The sequence below is a fragment of the Oceanicaulis sp. genome (assembly GCA_040112665.1).
In the GTDB taxonomy this organism is placed as follows: Bacteria; Pseudomonadota; Alphaproteobacteria; order Caulobacterales; family Maricaulaceae; genus Oceanicaulis.
Map to the genome: position 1 here is coordinate 552,813 of CP157796.1, position 18,052 is coordinate 570,864.

General features: G+C 68.3%; 19 protein-coding genes. 11 read left to right on the plus strand and 8 right to left on the minus strand.

The features are described 5' to 3' along the window. The first annotated feature begins 26 nt into the window (after positions 1-26). On the plus strand, positions 27-1,496 hold the full coding sequence (locus tag ABL308_02675; protein XBQ16786.1) for a penicillin-binding protein activator: 1,470 nt from the start codon (positions 27-29) through the stop codon (positions 1,494-1,496). On the opposite strand, the gene hemW is transcribed toward ABL308_02675, so the two are convergent. After that, positions 1,493-2,635: a radical SAM family heme chaperone HemW gene (gene hemW / locus ABL308_02680; protein XBQ16787.1), complete on the minus strand. Its 1,143-nt coding sequence runs from the start codon at positions 2,633-2,635 to the stop codon at positions 1,493-1,495. The two genes, ABL308_02675 and hemW, sit on opposite strands and share 4 nt — an antisense overlap. Continuing rightward, positions 2,632-3,237: an RdgB/HAM1 family non-canonical purine NTP pyrophosphatase gene (gene rdgB / locus ABL308_02685; protein ID XBQ16788.1), complete on the minus strand. Its 606-nt coding sequence runs from the start codon at positions 3,235-3,237 to the stop codon at positions 2,632-2,634. The genes hemW and rdgB overlap by 4 nt, the downstream gene beginning before the upstream one ends. 443 nt (positions 3,238-3,680) lie before the next feature. Between rdgB and ABL308_02690 the strand changes: the two genes are divergently transcribed. Both ABL308_02690 and ABL308_02695 read left to right on the plus strand, forming a co-directional pair. Then, positions 3,681-4,232: a DUF2975 domain-containing protein gene (locus ABL308_02690; GenBank protein ID XBQ16789.1), complete on the plus strand. Its 552-nt coding sequence runs from the start codon at positions 3,681-3,683 to the stop codon at positions 4,230-4,232. Between the two features lie 15 nt (positions 4,233-4,247). After that, positions 4,248-4,484, plus strand: a complete 237-nt coding sequence (locus tag ABL308_02695; GenBank protein XBQ16790.1) for a helix-turn-helix transcriptional regulator — start codon at positions 4,248-4,250, stop codon at positions 4,482-4,484. Here the strand turns inward: ABL308_02695 and rph are convergent. Continuing rightward, complete coding sequence (rph, locus tag ABL308_02700) at positions 4,481-5,194, minus strand: ribonuclease PH (GenBank protein XBQ16791.1); 714 nt, start codon at positions 5,192-5,194, stop codon at positions 4,481-4,483. The genes ABL308_02695 and rph overlap by 4 nt on opposite strands. A gap of 107 nt (positions 5,195-5,301) precedes the next feature. Here rph and hrcA point away from each other — a divergent pair, with 107 nt between their 5' ends. Both hrcA and grpE read left to right on the plus strand, forming a co-directional pair. Next, complete coding sequence (gene hrcA / locus ABL308_02705) at positions 5,302-6,366, plus strand: heat-inducible transcriptional repressor HrcA (GenBank protein XBQ16792.1); 1,065 nt, start codon at positions 5,302-5,304, stop codon at positions 6,364-6,366. A gap of 39 nt (positions 6,367-6,405) precedes the next feature. Beyond that, positions 6,406-7,128: a nucleotide exchange factor GrpE gene (grpE, locus tag ABL308_02710; protein ID XBQ16793.1), complete on the plus strand. Its 723-nt coding sequence runs from the start codon at positions 6,406-6,408 to the stop codon at positions 7,126-7,128. Between the two features lie 175 nt (positions 7,129-7,303). Here grpE and ABL308_02715 read toward each other — a convergent pair whose 3' ends face one another. Together ABL308_02715 and ABL308_02720 are read right to left on the minus strand one after the other, a co-directional pair. Then, the gene (locus ABL308_02715; GenBank protein ID XBQ16794.1) at positions 7,304-7,666 is read right to left on the minus strand and encodes a glycine zipper domain-containing protein; all 363 of its coding nucleotides are present in this window, start codon (positions 7,664-7,666) and stop codon (positions 7,304-7,306) included. A gap of 68 nt (positions 7,667-7,734) precedes the next feature. After that, a complete protein-coding gene (locus ABL308_02720) occupies positions 7,735-8,388 on the minus strand; it encodes an alpha-ketoglutarate-dependent dioxygenase AlkB (GenBank protein ID XBQ16795.1) in 654 nt (217 codons plus the stop codon). A 77-nt stretch (positions 8,389-8,465) separates the two neighbouring features. Between ABL308_02720 and ABL308_02725 the strand changes: the two genes are divergently transcribed. The 3 genes from ABL308_02725 (at position 8,466) to dnaJ (ending at position 12,476) form a co-directional block, all read left to right on the plus strand. Then, entirely contained in the window at positions 8,466-8,843 is a 378-nt protein-coding gene (locus tag ABL308_02725; protein XBQ16796.1) for a hypothetical protein, read from the plus strand. 121 nt (positions 8,844-8,964) lie between these two features. Next, positions 8,965-10,986 (plus strand): molecular chaperone DnaK, encoded by a 2,022-nt coding sequence (dnaK, locus tag ABL308_02730; protein XBQ16797.1) that lies wholly within the window; start codon positions 8,965-8,967, stop codon positions 10,984-10,986. Between the two features lie 305 nt (positions 10,987-11,291). Then, complete coding sequence (dnaJ, locus tag ABL308_02735) at positions 11,292-12,476, plus strand: molecular chaperone DnaJ (protein XBQ16798.1); 1,185 nt, start codon at positions 11,292-11,294, stop codon at positions 12,474-12,476. A gap of 35 nt (positions 12,477-12,511) precedes the next feature. Here dnaJ and ABL308_02740 read toward each other — a convergent pair whose 3' ends face one another. Continuing rightward, the gene (locus tag ABL308_02740; protein ID XBQ16799.1) at positions 12,512-13,744 is read right to left on the minus strand and encodes a hypothetical protein; all 1,233 of its coding nucleotides are present in this window, start codon (positions 13,742-13,744) and stop codon (positions 12,512-12,514) included. Positions 13,745-13,885: 141 nt separating this feature from the next. Between ABL308_02740 and dapB the strand changes: the two genes are divergently transcribed. Continuing rightward, complete coding sequence (gene dapB, locus ABL308_02745; protein XBQ16800.1) at positions 13,886-14,701, plus strand: 4-hydroxy-tetrahydrodipicolinate reductase; 816 nt, start codon at positions 13,886-13,888, stop codon at positions 14,699-14,701. Positions 14,702-15,086: 385 nt separating this feature from the next. On the opposite strand, the gene ABL308_02750 is transcribed toward dapB, so the two are convergent. Then, the gene (locus ABL308_02750) at positions 15,087-15,392 is read right to left on the minus strand and encodes a hypothetical protein (GenBank protein ID XBQ16801.1); all 306 of its coding nucleotides are present in this window, start codon (positions 15,390-15,392) and stop codon (positions 15,087-15,089) included. A 110-nt stretch (positions 15,393-15,502) separates the two neighbouring features. Between ABL308_02750 and ABL308_02755 the strand changes: the two genes are divergently transcribed. Further along, on the plus strand, positions 15,503-15,889 hold the full coding sequence (locus ABL308_02755; protein ID XBQ16802.1) for a hypothetical protein: 387 nt from the start codon (positions 15,503-15,505) through the stop codon (positions 15,887-15,889). A 320-nt stretch (positions 15,890-16,209) separates the two neighbouring features. Further along, complete coding sequence (locus tag ABL308_02760; protein ID XBQ16803.1) at positions 16,210-16,530, plus strand: UrcA family protein; 321 nt, start codon at positions 16,210-16,212, stop codon at positions 16,528-16,530. 66 nt (positions 16,531-16,596) lie between these two features. Here ABL308_02760 and ABL308_02765 read toward each other — a convergent pair whose 3' ends face one another. Beyond that, entirely contained in the window at positions 16,597-18,036 is a 1,440-nt protein-coding gene (locus ABL308_02765; GenBank protein ID XBQ16804.1) for a coniferyl aldehyde dehydrogenase, read from the minus strand. Positions 18,037-18,052 lie beyond the last annotated feature (16 nt).

An 18,052-nucleotide genomic window follows, 5' to 3' on the forward strand; every position in this document is an offset into this window, starting at 1 on the left:
TTCGGAACGAGGGGATCGCGACGGACATGACCTTGAAAGCTTCGCCCATGCGCGCCCTTTCGCCAAGATCGATCGCAAGCTTCGCCGCCGGCGCGCTGGCGCTCGTCCTGGCCGCCTGCGAAACTGCGCCCGGCCCGACGGCGCCGGTGCAGCCCGTGCCCGAAAGCCCCGTGGTCGGCGCGCCGCCCGAGCCGGTCACCGTGCCGGTCGAGCTGGCCGAGCGCGCCTTCACCCCGCCCCATCTGCAAGGCCGGACGATCACGCGGATCGGTCTTCTTCTGCCCTTCACTGCGGACTCCCAGGCCGCCCGCACCGAGGCGGGCCGCATCCTGCGCGCCGCCGAGCTCGCCCTGTTCGAGCGCGCGGGCGAGACCGTCGTGCTGCTGCCCAAGGACACCGGCGGAACCGCGTCTGGCGCGCGCACGGCGGCCGAGTCTGCGCTGTCCGACGGCGCCGATCTCATTCTGGGTCCGCTGTTCGGAAGCTCGGTCACCGCCGCAGGCGCCGTTGCGCGCGAAGGCGGGGCGCCGATGATCGCCTTTTCCACAGACGCCAGCGTCGCGGGCGACGGGGTGTACCTTCTCAGCTTCCCGCCGGGCGAGGAAGTCCGCCGGGTGGTCGAATACGTCGCCGAACAAGGCGCGGACCGGTTCGCCTTCATCGGACCGAACAGCGCCTACGGCCAGGTCGCCTTCGACGCCTACACCAGCGCCATCCAGGATCTTCTGGGCGAAGACCCCGAGCCGGTGACCGTCGAGATCACCGAAACCATCCAGCCGCCTGCCGACGCGCCCGCCGGCGCCGAGCCGCGCGAGCGCACCGTGGAGCGCACCTTCGACCGCGGCCTCGTCGCCTCGGCCTTCTATGACGGCGGGATCAGCGCGATGACCGAGGCGGCCGCCCGGCTCGCCGCGATCGGGGTCGAGACGCTCGACCCGGCCGAGGCCGCCGTGATGAGCCCGCGCAACTGGACGCCCTCGCCGGGCTCGCCCTTCCAGGTCGTGCTGCTGCCCGAGGGCGGGGACGATCTCAGGATGCTCGCTCCGGTGCTGCTCTATGAGGATGTCGACCCGCTTCTGGTGAAGTTCCTGGGTACGGGCCTGTGGCGCGATCAGGCGATGACGCGCGAGCCGGCGCTTCAATACGGCTGGTTCGCCGGGCCCGACCCGACCGCGCGCGAGCGCTTCGAGTCCGTTTATGAAAACGTGTACGGCGACGCGCCCTCGCGGCTGGCCGGGCTTGGATACGACGCCGCGTCGCTGGCCGCCCTGTTCGCCGCGGAAGGCGATTTCAGCCGGGCGCGCCTGACCGACCCTGACGGCTTCGTCGGCGTGGACGGGCTGTTCCGCTTCCGCGAGGACGGCACGATCGAGCGCGGGCTGGCGGTCTACACCGTGCGCCCGAACGGGTTCGACGTGCTCGACCCCGCCCCGCAGCGCTTCGACCTCGACGCGGTGGGCGAACCCGACGACGTCGAGCCTGAAGAAGCGTTCTAGCCCCCTGCCAGCGCGTTTGCGATCCGGTCGGCGTAGAGCCGGCCCGCACCCGTGAGCCTGGCGATCCGGCCGTCCCACTCAAGAAGCCCCTGCGCGGCGAAGCGCGCGGCGGCCGCCTCGTCGACGCCTTGGCCTGTGATCTGACGCACGCGCGCGGCGTCCAGCCCGTCCTCGACCAGGCGCAGCCCCATGAGGATGCGTTCCGCGGCCTCGTCCTCAGCCGACAGGGGTTCGAGGTCCTGAGCGCCGTCTGACCCGGCACGCGCGATATAATCGGCCGGACGCGCCGCCGCGCTCGCGCCCTTTCGGCCGCCCTGATCGGCGCGCCCCCAGCGCGAATGCGCGCCCGGCCCGATCCCGATCCAGTCCTCGCCCTCCCAGTAGAGCCGGTTATGCACCGACTGATCAGCCCGGCTCGCGGCGTGGTTGGAGATCTCGTAGGCGGGACATCCGGCTGCAGCGGTGCGTTCGGCGGTGATCTCGTACATCTCGGCGGCCGCCTCGTCCTCGGGCGGGACGAGCGCGCCGCGGCGGAGTTTTTTATCGAATGCCGTGCCCGGTTCGATGGTGAGCTGGTAAAGCGAGAGGTGTTTCAGCCCCATGCCGAGCGCGCGGCCGAGCTCGTCGCCCCAAGCCTGCGGCGTCTGACCTTCGCGGGCGTAGATGAGGTCGATGGAGACCCGCTCGAACGCCGAGAGCGCCGCCTCGATCGCCGCGAGCCCCTCGCCCGCATCGTGATCGCGGCCGAGCGCCTTCAGGCTGGCGTCGTCGAACGCCTGGACCCCGAGCGACAGGCGCTCGACGCCCGCGCCTGCGAGCCCGGCGAAGCGCACGGCTTCCTTCGGGTTGGCTTCAAGCCCGATCTCCGCGCCCGGCTCGAAGCCGAAGAGCCTGTCGGCCATCTCGATCACGGCGGCGACCTGGGCTGGCGTCATCAGCGAGGGCGTGCCCCCGCCGAAATGAAGGCTCGCGAGCGGTCTCGGTTCGGCCCGGTCCGCCCAGGCCCTGAGATCGTCGAGCATGGCCGCGAACAGCGCCTCGCCGTCCGCGTTCGCCGCCTTGTAGACGTTGAAATCGCAATACGGGCAGATCCGGACGCAATACGGCCAGTGCAGATAAAGGCCGAGCCGCGGGCTCATGCCCCGAAGACGTCCGCGACCAGGAGCCTGAAGGCGTGGGCGCGATGGCTCATGGCGTGCTTCTCGTCCGGATCCATCTCGCCGAAGGTGATGTCGTGGCCGTCGGGCACGAAGATCGGATCATAGCCGAAGCCCTTCTCCCCGCGCGGCGGGAAGGTCAGCGTTCCGCGCACCTCGCCTTCATAGACGCGGGTCTCGCCGTTCGGGTGGACGAGCGCCAGCGCGCAGACGAAACGGGCGGAGAAATCGGTCGCGCCTTTCGATTCGAGTTCGCGGCGGACCTTGTCCATCGCGGCGTAGAAATCGCGCGGCTCGCCCGCCCAGCGCGCCGAATAGATGCCCGGCGCGCCGCCGAGCGCTTCCACTTCGAGACCTGAATCGTCGGCCAGCGCGACCATGCCGGCGTGCTCGGCGCCGGCCTTCGCCTTCAAGAGCGCGTTGCCGATGAAGCTGTCCTCGGTCTCCTCGGGCTCGGGCAGGCCGAGCGAATCGGCGCCTTTCGCGACCAGGCCGAAGGGTTCGATGAGAGCGGTTATCTCCCTGATCTTTCCCGCATTATGGCTTGCGACGGCCCAGCTCTCAGCGGCGGCGAACACGTTCATGCATGGCTCCCTTGCGAGATTGTCATATCGCCTTTCGAAAAATTCATATCGTTTTTCGATAGATTTTTGTTGCGTCCCGATACGAGGTCGTCTACATACAGTCTCGAGGCGGACGGGACACCCCCCGAAACCTCCGGCGACAGACCGGCGAGCAACGACCGGACGCGCCGAAAAGGTTGGTCGACAAGAACGCTAAGGAGAGTATGAGATGGTCAGGTCGAACAATAATGGTCAAGCCGCGATCGCGATGGTCGTGAACCTGGTTCTGGTCGCCGGCGTGATCGCCGGGATCGTCGCCTCGGTCGGCTCGATCACCGCGTAACCGCCGATGACGGTTCAAGGATCGGTCCGTCCCGCCCGCTTCCGGTTTCCCCCGACGGAAGCAAGACGGCAGGGACGGACGATCCGGAACCGGCCCGGCTGAACCCGAGGACGGGGGGAGTATGAGGACGCTCGGACCGGGGTCGCTGGCCTCGATACTCAAGCTCCTTCTGGACGTCGCCTTTTACGTGCTCTGGGCGGTGCTCGGGCTTGCGAGCCTGATCGTCGTCCTGATCGTGTTCGGCGGGCTCTACCGCCTCGCCGGCTTCGGCTCGGCCCTGCCCCGGGGCCTCGAGCAATTCCTTGAAATGGAGATGGTGCTCGCCTTCCCGATGGCGATCGTGGCGCTGGCCGCGCTCATCTTCATCATCGACCGGCTGCGCCGGATCTTCAAAACGCTGATCAACGGCGACCCGTTCGTCCCGGAAAACGCGATCCATCTCAGAGCGATCGCGATCGGGATCGGGGTCTATCAGATCCTCAACTACGCCTCGCACGGCGTGCTCTCACTGGTCTTCACCCTGTCGGGCCGGCCGGTTGAGAGCGGCGCACGCGTGGTCAGCGAGTTCAATCTCAATCTCGGCGCCTGGTTCGCCGTGCTGGCCTTCTTCGTCCTCGCCGAAGTGTTCCGCGAAGGCGCCCGCCTGCGCGACGAACAGAAGCTGACGATCTAGGAGCGGGCCGGAGCCATGCCGATTCGCGTCACCCTGGACCGTATGCTGCTCGAACGGCGCATGAGCCTGACCGAGCTGTGCGACCGGGTGGGCATCACCATGGCGAACCTGTCGATACTGAAGACCGGCAAGGCGAAGGCCGTACGCTTCTCGACGCTCGAAGCGCTGTGCCGCGAGCTCGACTGCCAGCCCGCCGATCTTCTGATCTTCGATCCCGACGGCGAAAGCGAGAACGACGACGGGACGGACTAGCCCAGCGCCTTGCCCCGCATCGCGCACAGATCGGCGACGCCCTTGCGCGCGAGCGCGAAGAGCTCGTCGAACTGGGTCTGCTCGATCGGTTTGTCCTCGGCGGTGGCCTGCACCTCGATCACCCGGCCGTCGGCGGTGAGCACGAAATTCGCGTCGGTCTCCGCCACCCGGTCCTCTTCGTATTCGAGGTCGAGCCGCGCCTCGCCCTTGATGATCCCGCAGCTGACCGCGGCGATCTCGGCGTGGACGGGGTCGGACTTGATGACCTCTTCTTCCACCAGGTACCGGCAGGCGAGCTTCAGCGCGAGCCAGGCGCCGGTGATCGAGGCGGTGCGCGTGCCGCCGTCGGCCTGAAGCACGTCGCAGTCGATGAGGATCTGCCGCTCACCCAGCGCCTTGAGGTCGATCGCTGCGCGCAGCGACCGGCCGATCAGGCGCTGGATCTCCTGGGTGCGGCCCGACACCTTGCCGGAGGTGACTTCCCGTCGTGTGCGGGTGTGGGTGGCGCGCGGCAGCATGGCGTATTCCGCCGTCACCCAGCCCTTTCCCTGACCGCGCAGCCAGGGCGGCGTGGTCTCGTCCACGCTGGCGGTGCACAACACGTGCGTGCCGCCCATCTTCACAAGGCACGAGCCTTCGGCGTAGGGGCTGAACCCGGTCTCGAAGCTCACGGGGCGCAGGGCGTCTGTCGCACGGCCGTCGGGGCGCATGGCGGTCTCCATCTGTTTTCTCGCCCCCCGCCTTAGCCCAGAGCCGGGCGGGCGTGAAGCGCGCTGGCGATTGCAAGCCGGCGCGGGCGCGACTAACTCTTGAGATCATGTATGAAACGCCCCGATCGCCCAGTCTCGCCGAGCTCGATCAGCGGTCCCGGCGCATTTTCCGGGAGCTCGTCGAGACGTATCTGTCGACCGGCGAGCCGGTCGGCTCGCGCACGCTGTCCAAGCTGCCGGGCCTGGGTCTGTCGCCGGCCTCGATCCGCAACACCATGGCCGATCTGGCGTCAGCCGGGCTTCTGACCGCGCCGCACTCCTCGGCCGGACGTTTGCCCACGCACGCCGGATTGCGCCTGTTCGTCGACGGGCTCTTGCAGATCGGCGATCTGGAAAGCGGCGAGCGAAAGGATATCGAGGACCGGGTCGCGGCCGCGGGCCGCCGCCCTGAAGAGGTGCTGTCGGAAGCCTCGACGCTTCTCTCCGGCCTCGCCGGCGGGGCGGGCCTGGTCGCCTCGCCGGAAACCGACGCGCCGCTGCGCCATGTCGAGTTCGTTAATCTCGGCCCCGGCGAAGTGCTGGCGGTGATGGTCACCGAGACCGGCCAGGTCGAAAACCGGCTGATGAAGGCGCCGTCCGGCCTGCCGCCGGCGGCGCTGATCGAGGCGGGCAATTTCCTTTCCGCGCGGCTGCGCGGCCGGACGCTGGCCGAAGCGCTGAAAGAAATCGGCGCAGAGATCGCGGAGAAGCGCGCCCAGCTCGACGGCGCGGCGGCGAGCCTGATCGAACAGGGGCTTGCGGACTGGGGCGGGCCGGACAATCGCAATCTGATCGTGCGCGGCCAGGCGCGCCTTCTTGAAAGCGTGCAGGCGGTCGAGGACCTCGAACGCGTCCGCCTGCTGTTCGACGACATCGAACGCAAGGAAGGCCTGCTCGCGCTTCTGGACGAGGCCCGGGCCGGTCAGGGCGTGCGCCTGTTCATCGGCTCGGAAAACCCGCTGTTTTCGCTGTCGGGATCGAGCGTCATCGTCGCGCCCTATCGCGACCGGGAGAACCGGATCATCGGCGCGATCGGCGTGATCGGCCCGACCCGATTGAACTATGCGCGCGTCATTCCGCTGGTCGATTACACCGCCCAGGTCGTCGGCCGGCTGATCGGCGCGCCGCGCTGACCCTTGACGTTTGAGCTTTGCGACTTGATCTAGCCAGCCATGACCCAGGACCGTTCGAATTCCGAAACCCGCGCGGACGCGCAAACCGAAGACCCCGCGGCCAGCGAGGCGGCGCGCACCGGCGCGGATGCGCCCCTGCCGCCTGAAGACACGCCCGAAGGCCCGGTCGGCGCGGACGCCGATCCCGAAGCCCCCGTCGAGGACGCGGCCGCCGCGGGCGCCGCGCCCGACCCGGCCGAGGAGGCCGGCAAGCTGAGAGACCAGCTGCTGCGTGCGCTGGCCGAAGTGGAGAACACCAAGAAGCGCGCCGCGCGTGACGTGAAGGACGCCCGCGAATACGCCGTGGCCGGTTTCGCGCGCGACATGCTGGACGTGGCCGACAATCTTTCCCGCGCGCTTCAGAGCGTGTCGGACGAAGCGAAGCAAAGCGCCGGCCCGGCGCTTCAGACGCTTCTTGAAGGCGTCGAGCTGACCGAACGGCGGCTGTCGAGCGCGCTTGAACGCCACGGGGTGAAGAAGGTCGAGCCCAGGCCCGGCGATCCCCTCGACCCCAACCGTCACCAGGCCGCCGCCCAGGTCCCTGCCGATCAGCCCAAGGGCGCGATCGCCCACGTGATGCAGCCCGGCTACGTCATCGGCGAGCGCACCTTGCGCGCGGCGATGGTCGTGGTCAGCGCCGGGCCGGCCGAGGGCGGCGAGAAAGCGCCTCAGGACAAGCCCGAGCCGCCGAAAACCGGCGGCGGGGTGGATGTCAGCGCCTAGACATTTTGCAAACGCCTGCAACAAGGGCGGCCCGGCGGGCCGCCCTTTTCGATTCTGCCGGGGTTCGGAACCTAGATCGATTTCGGTCGATTCTGATCGCCCGATATCGCCCCAGGTCTGTGTATTATCGCCTTTTCGAACCGCGAAACCGGTTCCCACTTTCGCTGAAAAGCCTCTAGCGGCGCGGCGCGGTGCGCGGCTCGCCGTTCTGCCAGTAGGTGGCGCCGTTGCGGTAGTCCTCGTACCAGTACCGGCCTGAATACTGGTCGTAGTACAGGTCCGAATGGTTCGGGTTGTTGCGGTCCCAGCCGCAGCCGCCGGGCTGGCGGCAGCCGATGACCGCGCCGGCCGCAGCGCCCAGGCCCGCGCCGATGAGCGCGCCGGTGCCCGCGTCGCCGTCGCCGACATTATTGCCGATGATCGCGCCGGCCACGGCGCCAGCGCCGGCGCCGACCGCCGCGCCGCGCACGCCCTGATTGGTCGCACAGGCGCTCAGCGCCAGCGGGACAGCGGCGAGAAGAACGAGTTTGCGGACCATCATGAGCCTCCTTTGACGTCTCGCGTGCACCCTGGCGCGCCGCTCGGCTGCGCCGGGATGGCTCTTATTCAGGCAGATGCTGGCTGAATTGAGGCTGAACGGTTCACCCGCCTCAAGGTCAGATTGATCCGGCCCGGCCGCCAGTCATCGGGCAATAGCGTGCTCGTGCCCGGATAGATCCGGTCAACGCCGTGATAGGCCCGGCGCGCCGCGCCTGCGAGCACGACCACGTCGCCGCTCGACACCATGAACGAGCCGGTCGACCCGCCCCGCGCCGTCCCGCCGAGCCGGAAGCGCGCCCGGTCGCCCAGGCTCACCGAAACCACCGGCGCGTTCGCCTCGCACTCGTCATTGTCGACATGGAGCCCCATGCGCGCGTCCGGCCCGTACCAGTTCACAAGGCAGGCCTCGGGCGGATCGGGCCAGCCGGCCACAGCGTCCCAGAGATCGAGCAGCGCCTGCGGCATGGCCGGCCAGGGCGCGCCTGTCACCGGATGGGCCGGCTCGTAGCGATAGCCCTTCTCCTTGTCGGTCACCCAGCCCAGCGGGCCGAAATTGGTCATCCGCACGCTGAGCGGCGCGCCCGTGCGCGGCATGGACGGGCGATAGAGCGGGCTTTGCGCAACGCCTGCGAGCACCTCGTCCACGAGCGCGGCCTGGGCGCTGCGGGAGAAGTATTGCGGCAGCAGGCGGAAGCCGGACGGCGGGGTGAAAGCGCTCATGGCGCAAAACTGACGTCCGGACCGGGCCGCGTCGACAGGCTTTTCACCGCGCCGCGTTTCGGCGCATGGTTTCGCCCATGCTGCTGTTCGTCCTGCAAGTCTTTCACACCCTGGTTTTCATCGCCGCGATTTCGTGCCTGGCCGTGCTGTGGGTCTACGCGCTCACCGGCCGGCTCGCGCGCCTGGCGCCCTGGGCGCTCGGCTTCCCGGTGGCGATCTTCGCCGGGGTGATGATCAACGGCGAGTGCGTGCTTCAGACCTGGGCGAAGCGGCTTTCAGGGATCGAGGAAGGCTGGGCCCGCGACATCCTGTTCCTGCCCGAGGCGGTGGCGCTTTCCACCATCCCGGTCTGCGTGCCGGTTTTCGCGGTCACCCTGCTGGTGGTGGCGGCGCGCTTTATCGGCCCGCGCGTCATCGCCCGGATGCGGCCGCCCGCAGGCCCGTCGCGCGGGTAATTCCCCCGCAGGCCTTGCGCCCTCATTCGCGCCTTCCTAAATCGCCCCGTGACGCACGCGGACATCAAACCTGCGTGAGATTCGAGCATTTTCGCCCGGTCCGCCGGGCGCGATTTGGAAGTTGAAACGCGAGCCAGACGGGGGGCGGTCCCCGAGAAAGCCGGACGCTTCGGGTCCGGACGCTCCGCCCGCCCCGCCGCACAAGGGAGACACGCACGCGATGAGCAAGGTTATCGGCATCGACCTGGGGACCACCAACTCCTGCGTCGCCGTCATGGACGGCGACCAGGCCAAGGTCATCGAGAACGCCGAAGGCATGCGGACCACCCCGTCCGTGGTCGCCTTCACCGAGGACGGCGAGCGCCTGATCGGCCAGCCCGCCAAACGCCAGGCGGTGACCAATCCCGACCACACCTTCTTCGCCATCAAGCGCCTGATCGGCCGGACCATGAACGATCCGACCGTGAAGAAAGACAAGGACATGGTGCCCTACGCCATCGTCGAGGGCGCCAACGGCGACGCCTGGGTGCAGGGCCGCGACAAGAAGTACGCGCCGTCGGAGATTTCCGCCTTCATCCTTCAGAAGATGAAGGAGACCGCGGAGTCCTATCTCGGCGAGAAGGTCGAGAAGGCCGTCATCACGGTTCCCGCCTACTTCAACGACGCCCAGCGCCAGGCCACCAAGGACGCCGGCAAGATCGCCGGGCTCGAAGTGCTGCGCATCATCAACGAGCCGACCGCCGCGGCGCTGGCGTACGGCCTGGACAAGGGCGACAGCCGCACCATCGCGGTCTACGACCTGGGCGGCGGCACGTTCGACGTCTCCATCCTGGAGATCGGCGACGGCGTGTTCGAGGTGAAGGCCACCAACGGCGACACCTTCCTGGGCGGCGAGGACTTCGACCTTCGCATCGTCGACTATCTCGCCGACGAGTTCAAAAAGGACCAGGGCATCGACCTGCGCAAGGACAAGCTCGCCCTGCAGCGCCTGAAGGAAGAGGCCGAGAAGGCCAAGAAGGAGCTGTCGAGCGCGTCCTCGTATGAAGTGAACCTCCCCTTCATCACCGCCGACGCGTCGGGCCCGAAACACCTGAACCTGAAGCTTTCCCGCGCCAAGCTCGAGAGCCTGGTCGAGGATCTGGTCAAGCGCACCATCGAGCCGTGCAAGAACGCGCTCAAGGACGCCGGCGTCTCCGCCTCGCAGATCGACGACGTGGTGCTGGTCGGCGGCATGACCCGCATGCCCAAGGTGCAGGAGGCGGTCAAAGCCTTCTTCGGCAAGGAGCCCCATCGCGGCGTGAACCCCGATGAAGTCGTGGCCATGGGCGCGGCGATCCAGGCCGGCGTGCTTCAGGGCGACGTCAAGGACGTGCTGCTTCTGGACGTGACCCCGCTCTCGCTCGGCATCGAGACGCTGGGCGGCGTGTTCACCCGCCTGATCGACCGCAACACGACCATCCCGACCAAGAAGAGCCAGACCTTCTCCACCGCCGACGACAACCAGACCGCCGTGACGATCCGGGTGTTCCAGGGCGAGCGCGAGATGGCTGCGGACAACAAGCTGCTGGGTCAGTTCGACCTGGTGGGCATTCCGCCCGCCCCTCGCGGCATGCCGCAGATCGAGGTCACCTTCGACATCGACGCGAACGGCATCGTGAACGTCTCGGCCAAGGACCAGGCGACCGGCAAGGAACAGGCGATCCGCATCCAGGCCTCGGGCGGCCTGTCTGACGAAGACATCGAGAAGATGGTCAAGGACGCCGAAGCCAACGCCGAGGCCGACAAGAAGCGCCGCGAACTCGCCGACGCGAAGAACACCGCCGAGGCGATGGTTCACCAGACCAACGCCCAGCTCAAGGAGTTCGGCGACAAGGTGAGCCCGGCCGACAAGGAGGCCATCGAGGCCGCGGTCAAGGACCTCGAAGGGGTCAAGGACGGCGAGGATCTCGAAGCCATCCAGCAGAAGACCCAGGCCCTTCAGCAGGTCGTCATGAAGCTGGGCGAGGCGATCTACGCCGCCCAGCAGGCCGGCGGCCAGGCGCCTGAAGGCGAAGAGGCCTCCAAGGAAGACGAAGGCGTCGTCGACGCGGAATTCACCGAGGTGAAGGACGACGAGGACGACGACAAGAAGAAGAGCGCCTAAGGCGGTCTTCCTCGCGATACCCGCGGCCCCGTCCCGACCACCGGGGCGGGGCCGCATCGCTTCAGCCGGTGACCGCCCTCCCCGCCTGCCGGTACTGAAGCATTGATATCCGGGTCCGCGCCGACCTCGCTCCCTCCCCCTCGGGGGAGGGTCCGGGGTGGGGGGCACGAGACCTTTCAGCCGAGGCGGCCACGCATGACCCGCCGCCACCCCACCCCGGCCCTCCCCTCGAGGGGAGGGAGAGCTCTAAAAGCCTTTCGATCCGATATGGGGGAGAGGCCGTAGGGAAGCTGGACGAAAAACGCATGAGCAAGCGCGATTATTACGAGGTTCTGGGCGTCGCGAAGGGCGCGGACGGGGGCGCGATCAAGAGCGCCTATCGCAAGCTCGCGATGAAATACCATCCCGACAAAAACCCCGGCGACGCCGAGGCCGAGGCCAAGTTCAAGGAAGTCGGCGAGGCCTATTCGGTGCTGTCGGACGCCGACAAGCGCGCCGCTTACGACCGCATGGGCCACGCCGCGTTCAGCCAGGGCGGCGGCGGTCAGGGCCCGTTCGGCGGCGGCGGATTCGGCGGCGGCTCGGCGGCCGATTTCGCCGACATTTTCGAACAGGTCTTCGGCGACGCCTTCGGCATGGGCCGCGGGCGCGGCGGCGGCCGGCGCTCCGGTCCTGCGCGCGGCGCGGACCTGCGCTACGACATGGAAATCAGCCTGGAAGAAGCCTTCCACGGCAAGGACGCGGAGATCCGGGTTCCGACCACCACCGACTGCGGCCGCTGCGGCGGCGACGGTGCGGAGCCGGGCACCGGCGTGACCAAATGCGACACCTGCGGCGGCGCAGGGCGAATTAGGCGCACCCAGGGCTTCTTCACCATGGAGCAGACCTGCCCGACCTGCGGCGGGCGCGGCCAGTATGTCGAGACCCCCTGCCAGGAGTGCGACGGGGTGGGCCGGGTGCGCAAGATGCGCGATCTCAGGGTCCAGATCCCCGCCGGCGTCGAGGACGGCATGCGGATCCGCCTCGCCGGCGAAGGCGAGGCGGGCGCGCGCGGCGGGCCGCGCGGCGACCTCTACATCTTCATCTCGGTCCGGCCTCACGAGATTTTCGAGCGCGACGGGCCCAATCTTTATTGCCGCGCCACCGTTCCGATGGTCACCGCCGCGCTCGGCGGCGAGATCGACGCGCCGACCATCGAGGGCGGCAAGGTGCAGATCCGCATCCCCGAAGGCGCGCAGACCGGCGAACGCATGCGCCTGCGCCAGAAGGGCATGGCCAAGCTCAACGGCGGCGGCGCGCGCGGGGAAATGTTCGTCGAGCTCTTCGTCGAGATCCCCCGCAAGATGACCGACCGGCAGAAAGAACTGCTGCGCGAGTTCTGCGAGATCTCCGGGGATGGCTGCCACCCCGAAAGCGACGGCTTCTTCAAGAAGGTCAGGCGCTTCTGGGACGACGTCCGCGGCGACGACGACGCGAAGACGGGGGCCTAGTCGAAGCGGCGGCCGCCGCGCGCCCGGCCTGCGCCCTACTCCTCGAATATACGCGAGCGCGCCCACTCCGCCTCGTCCGGGCTGGCGATATCGCTGACAGCGGTGAGGAACCTCTCCGTGCTCATCACTTGGCCGGACAGGGTGGCGCGCAGCACGGCGTCGAGCGCGTCGCGCCCGACACGGGCTTCGAGATCGGCGAGAAAGATCGGCCCCTTGTTGTAAAGCGCGGCGTGGCTCGCCCGCCCGGCGCCCGAGAGCGGTCCGGAGCCGGCCATGCGTGCCCGCGCGAGCGCCTCCATCTCTGCGCGGACGTCCGGGCCGAACGCGGTCTCCATGTAGCGCCAGGCCGCGTATTCGGCCGGCGATTCGATCAGCCAGTGATCGTCCGGCGAGCCTATGGGCGCGGAGAACCACGAATGGGCGAACTCGTGGGAGACATAGCCGGCGAGATGGCGCTCAGTGTCGCTGGTCTCCAGGTCCATGACCATATATCCGATCCGGGCGTATCCGCCGGAGAGGTCGCGATCAACGAGCGCGATGCGGGTTTCGGCGATCTCCGGAGGGCCGAACAGGCCTTCAAACAGCGCCAGCGACGCCGAGCCGTGACGGGAAAGAATCGCGAGCTGAGGCACGTCGAGATCGTGCGCGCAAAATGTGAGGGCCCCGGCCTCGCGGCAGGCGTAGTCCGGCGCAGCGAAGAGGGCGAGGTCGAGATCGGGCGTCCGGCGGTGTATCCGCCACGTCCCCTCGTCCACTTGTACGACGTCCCCGGGCGCGATCAGCGTCCAGTCGGCCGGCAGTCCGGTGATTTCGGCGGCGACCGAATAGCCCTCGCTGAAGGAAGCATGGACCGGCAGCCACATCGAGTTTGCGGACAGCTCGACCGCGTCCTGGGAGATGCGATCGAGCGGAAAGGCCATGACGTCGCGGCTCAAAACGCCCTGATAGGAAAACCGCGCCGTGAGCATCTCGTCTGGATCGCCGTCTGAGTCCCGCCGCAGAAGCTGAAGCCCGCCCTGCGGGCCGGGGACGGGCGCGAGACCATCCTGCGCCTGCGTAACGGCCAGCGCCGCGTTGATTACCCAGCCCTCCGCCCAGGCGCTTCTGGGGGCTGTGAGCACGGCGTCGGCTTGAACCAGCTCCCGTGCGACGTCGATCTCGACAACGAGTTCGAGATGCGGTGTTACAGCAGCCTGCCCGGCGTTCGGTGCGTGACCGCATCCCGCCGCGATGGCGAGCACGGCGGCGGCCGACGGCGTGATTTTCATGAGCCTGCCCCTTCACGATCAATCCGGTCATGAGATGCAGCCCGTAAGCCGGGCGGATGCATCGAGCCCTCTGGCGTGCGCGAAGCGTTACCGCTTTCTTCACCACGTCTGCGATGAGATGACCGGCTGGAGGAGCGCGTCATGGCCGAACTCTTGAAAGTGTGTGTCGCCGGGGTGTCCGGACGGCTGGGCCGGCGGATCGCCGCCGAGCTGGCCGCGCGCGAGGAGACCGCGCTGTCGGGCGGGATGGTGAGCGCGGACTCGCCGCATCTCGGCGCTGACCTGGGCGAGTTCACCGGCGCGGGCTGGGCGGGAATCCCCACCAAGGTCGCGCTCGAAGACGCGTCCGCCGGCGCGGGCGTCGTCATCGACGTCACCGCGCCCAAGGTCACGGTCGCCATCGCCGAGCGGCTGGCGAAGAGCCGCGGGCCGGCCTTCGTAACAGGCACGACCGGGCTCGACGCCGATCAGCAGGCCGCGCTCCACGAGGCTGCGAAATCCATTCCGGTGCTGCAGGCGAGCAATTTCTCTCTCGGCGTCGCCGTGCTCGAGCGCCTCGTTGCGGAGGCCGCGCGCGCGTTGAGCGCCGAGCAGTTCGATCTCGAGATCACCGAGACCCATCACCGCAAGAAAGCCGACAGCCCGTCGGGCACGGCGATCAGCCTGGGACAGGCCGCCGCGCGCGGCCGCGATCAGGTGTTCGAAAAAGTCGCGGCATTCGAGCGGCCCCGTCAGGGCGGATCGCGCCGGACCGGCGAGATCGGCTTCGCCGCCTCGCGCGGCGGCGGGGTGGTCGGCGAACACGCGGCGCGCTTCATCTCCGACTTCGAGGAAGTCACGATCGCCCATCGCGCCTTCGACCGGGGCATCTTCGCCCGCGGCGCGGTCGAGGCCGCGCTCTGGCTCGCAGGCAAGGAGCCGGGCTTTTACACCATGCAGGATCTGGTGAAGGGCTGAGGGGCGGGCGGCCCGTCCCCGAACGAAGCCATCACTCCCTCCCCTTGATGGGGAGGGTCCGGCCGAAGGCCGGGGGTGGGGTGAGGATCGTAGAGCGCTGAAACCTGCAGACGCCGACGCTCCCCACCCGACCCGAGGCTCCGCCTCGGGCCACCCTCCCCACAGAGGGGGAGGGAGTAAGGCGCTGCGATTGCTGGAACGTCGGAACGTAAAGCCGAACCGTCACTCCCTCCCCTGGATGGGGAGGGTCCCCCCGCAGGGCGGGGGTGGGGTGAAGATCGTAAGGCGCCGGAACCTGCAACCGCTGGCGCTCCCCCACCCGTCTCGGCGCTACGCGCCGATCCACCCTCCCCACAGAGGGGGAGGTATTTCCCGGCTGAGCCTTTCACGCCGTGCCGAACAGCTCCAGCTGGCGGGCGTCCAGGGCGGGGTCGGCGAGCGGGCCGCGCAAGCGGTTGCGCGAGAGCGTGCGCACCGGCGGGGGCGCGACGACCGGCTCGCCGGCGTTGACCGACAGGCCGAGATCGCCGGCCTTGGAGCGGATCGCCGCATCGGGGCGTCCGAGCTTGAGACTGATCAGCCGCAACGGCGCGCCGCGGCGAGCGAGATCGCGCAGCGCAGCCAGATCCTCGCGCCGCCAGCGCTTGCCGGCGTTTCGGGCGTATCCTTCAGATTTATGAGCGTGACCCATGGTTCCGCCTTTCGTTCCGAGAATTGGAACATAAGCGGAACAAGTGAGCCGGTCAAGCCGGTGTTCCGCGATCGTTCCATTGTTAACGAACGCAGACAGCACTCCGAGAGTTGCTTATTCGTGGACGGACAAGCGGCCGTCGTCGACGGCGGCAGCCCAGGCGCCTGAAGCGCATTCTTCTCGCCGCCGCCGCTGCGATCGGTGTCTCTGCGGCCGCCTTCGCCGAAGGCCCGGAGGGTCAGACCTTCGACCTTCTCGAAGGCGAAAAAGCCTCCACGATCGTGTTCGATTCCGAAGGCGGCTACACGCTGACCTCCGGCGAAGACACCGTGACCGGGACCTTCACCTACGCCGAGGGCGAGCTTTGCGTCACCCCGGCCGCTGAAGGCGCGGAAACCCTCTGCGGCGCCTGGACCGATCTTGAGATCGGCGAATCGGCCACCTCGACCGAATGGACCGAGGACGGCGCGGAACTGGTGATCACCCGCGTGTCGTAAGACCGCCGCTTCACCCTCGCTGAACAACCGCCCCGCGCCCCTCTCCGCGGGGCGGTTTTGTTTTCGGGCGTAGCGCAACGCGCGCCGCAGAGGCGGGTTCCACGTCACTTGGCGGAAATTATATCCTTCGTAAAAACAGGATCTTGGTGCCTTTCAGCGCGCCTCTGTGACAGAAATGTAAAATTCCGCTTTTCATCCGGGCCCGGACGTATTACGGTTATGTGACTGTTGGGTGACAGAATCATAACAAGAGTCAGAGCGGCGCGGCGGCGCTCACCCATCCGCCCTCCGCCGCTCCTCCCGCAATGAGGAGACCCGTGATGAAATTTGCAAAGCTGACCGCGCTGGCCGGCGTCGCCGCCGCGCTGTGCGCCGCTCCGGCGCTCGCCGACACCCCGACCTTCGAGTTCCGTGTCGAACGCGCGAGCCTGACGTCCGAAGCCGAGACCCGCGACGCCTATCGCCGACTCGGCGCCGAGGCGGCGCGCTATTGCCACGCGCTCGACCTTCAGGACACCAACGCCACCGCGCGCTGCCGGATCGACGTCGTCGAGAACGTGGTGCAGGCCGTCGGCCACGACGCGCTGAGCTTGGTGCACCGTGAAGCCATGCGCGAAACCATGATCGCCGACGCCCGCTGACATTCAGCGTCGTCGCCGATCGGCGCGAGACGGCCCGCCCCCGCCCCGGGGCGGGCCTTTTTCGTATCAGCCGGTCTGAAGCTTCTTGAAGAACTCGAACACCTTGCCGTAGGGCGGCGCGACCAGGCGCGAGGGATGCCAGACCGGCGCCTCGAACACGGCGCGCTCATGGGTGAAGGTCAGAAAGCCGTATTCGCCGTGATAGGCGCCCTGCCCTGATGCGCCGACCCCGCCGAAAGGCAGGTCCTCGACGCTGAGATGCAGCATGGGCACGTTCACCGCCGCCCCGCCCGACATCGTCCGCGACAGGAAGCGGCGGGCGATCTGCTTTGATCTGGAGTAGACGTAGAGCGCCAGCGGCCGGTCGCGCTCGTTGACGAAGCGGGCGGCGTCCTCGAGCCCGTCATGGCCGCGCACCGGCAGGACCGGACCGAAGATTTCCTCGGTCATCAGCTTCGTGTCGAGCGGGGGATCGATGACAACGGTGGGCGGGAAGATGCGGGTGTTGCCCGCCTTCGCCGGATCGAACTCGGCCTGCAGCACTTTCGCGCCCTTCGACCGGGCTTCCTCCACCATCTCGCCCAGGCGGGCGTGATGGCGCTCCGAGACGATCGCGGTGTAGTCCGCGTTGGCGGCCGGGTCGGGCCACATGGTTGTGGCCTCGGCGATCACCGCCTCGCCGAATTTCGCTTCGGACCCCTTGGGCACGAGCGCGTAGTCCGGCGCGACGCAGGTCTGCCCGGCGTTGAAGAACTTGCCCCAGGCGATGGTCTTCGCCGCCTCTCCGAGCTTGAAATCGCCCGCGATCACGGCCGGCGACTTGCCACCGAGTTCCAGCGTGACCGGCGTCAGGTTTTCAGCTGCGGCCTTGGCGACGAGCCGGCCGACATGGGTCGAACCGGTGTAGAACAGATGGTCGAAGGGCAGCGCGGTGAAGGCCTGGGCCACGTCAGGCCCGCCCTCGATCACGCTCACATGATCCTCGCTGAACAGCTCGCCGAGCGTCTCTTTGAGGAGCCGCGCGGTGGCGGGGGTGAATTCGCTGGGCTTGATCATCGCCCGGCAGCCGGCGGCCAGCGCGGCGACGAGGGGGGCGAGCGCCAGCTGCATGGCGTAGTTCCAGGGCGAAACGATGCCGACCACGCCCTTGGGCTCGCGGCGGACATAGGCGGTGCCCGGCGCCATCGTCATCGGCACGGGCTTTCTTTTCGGCGCGGTCCAGCGGGTCAGGTGCTGGCGAGCGTGCTTGGCGGTGGCGATGGTGAACCCGGCCTCGGCGATCGCGGTTTCGGCGTGGCTCCTGCGGCCGAAATCGGCGTCGATGGCGCGCGCGAAATCGTCCTGGCGCGCCTTCACCATCTCCTCGATCTTTTTCAGATCCGCCTTGCGCTGATCGATCGGGCGATGGCGCTCGGCCTCGAAGGCGCGCTTCTGGGCGGCGAAGAGGGTGTGCATGCGATCGAGCTCGGCGTGCGAACCGGGGCTTTCTGCGGTCTCGGCGGTCATATCGGAGGCTCCCTGG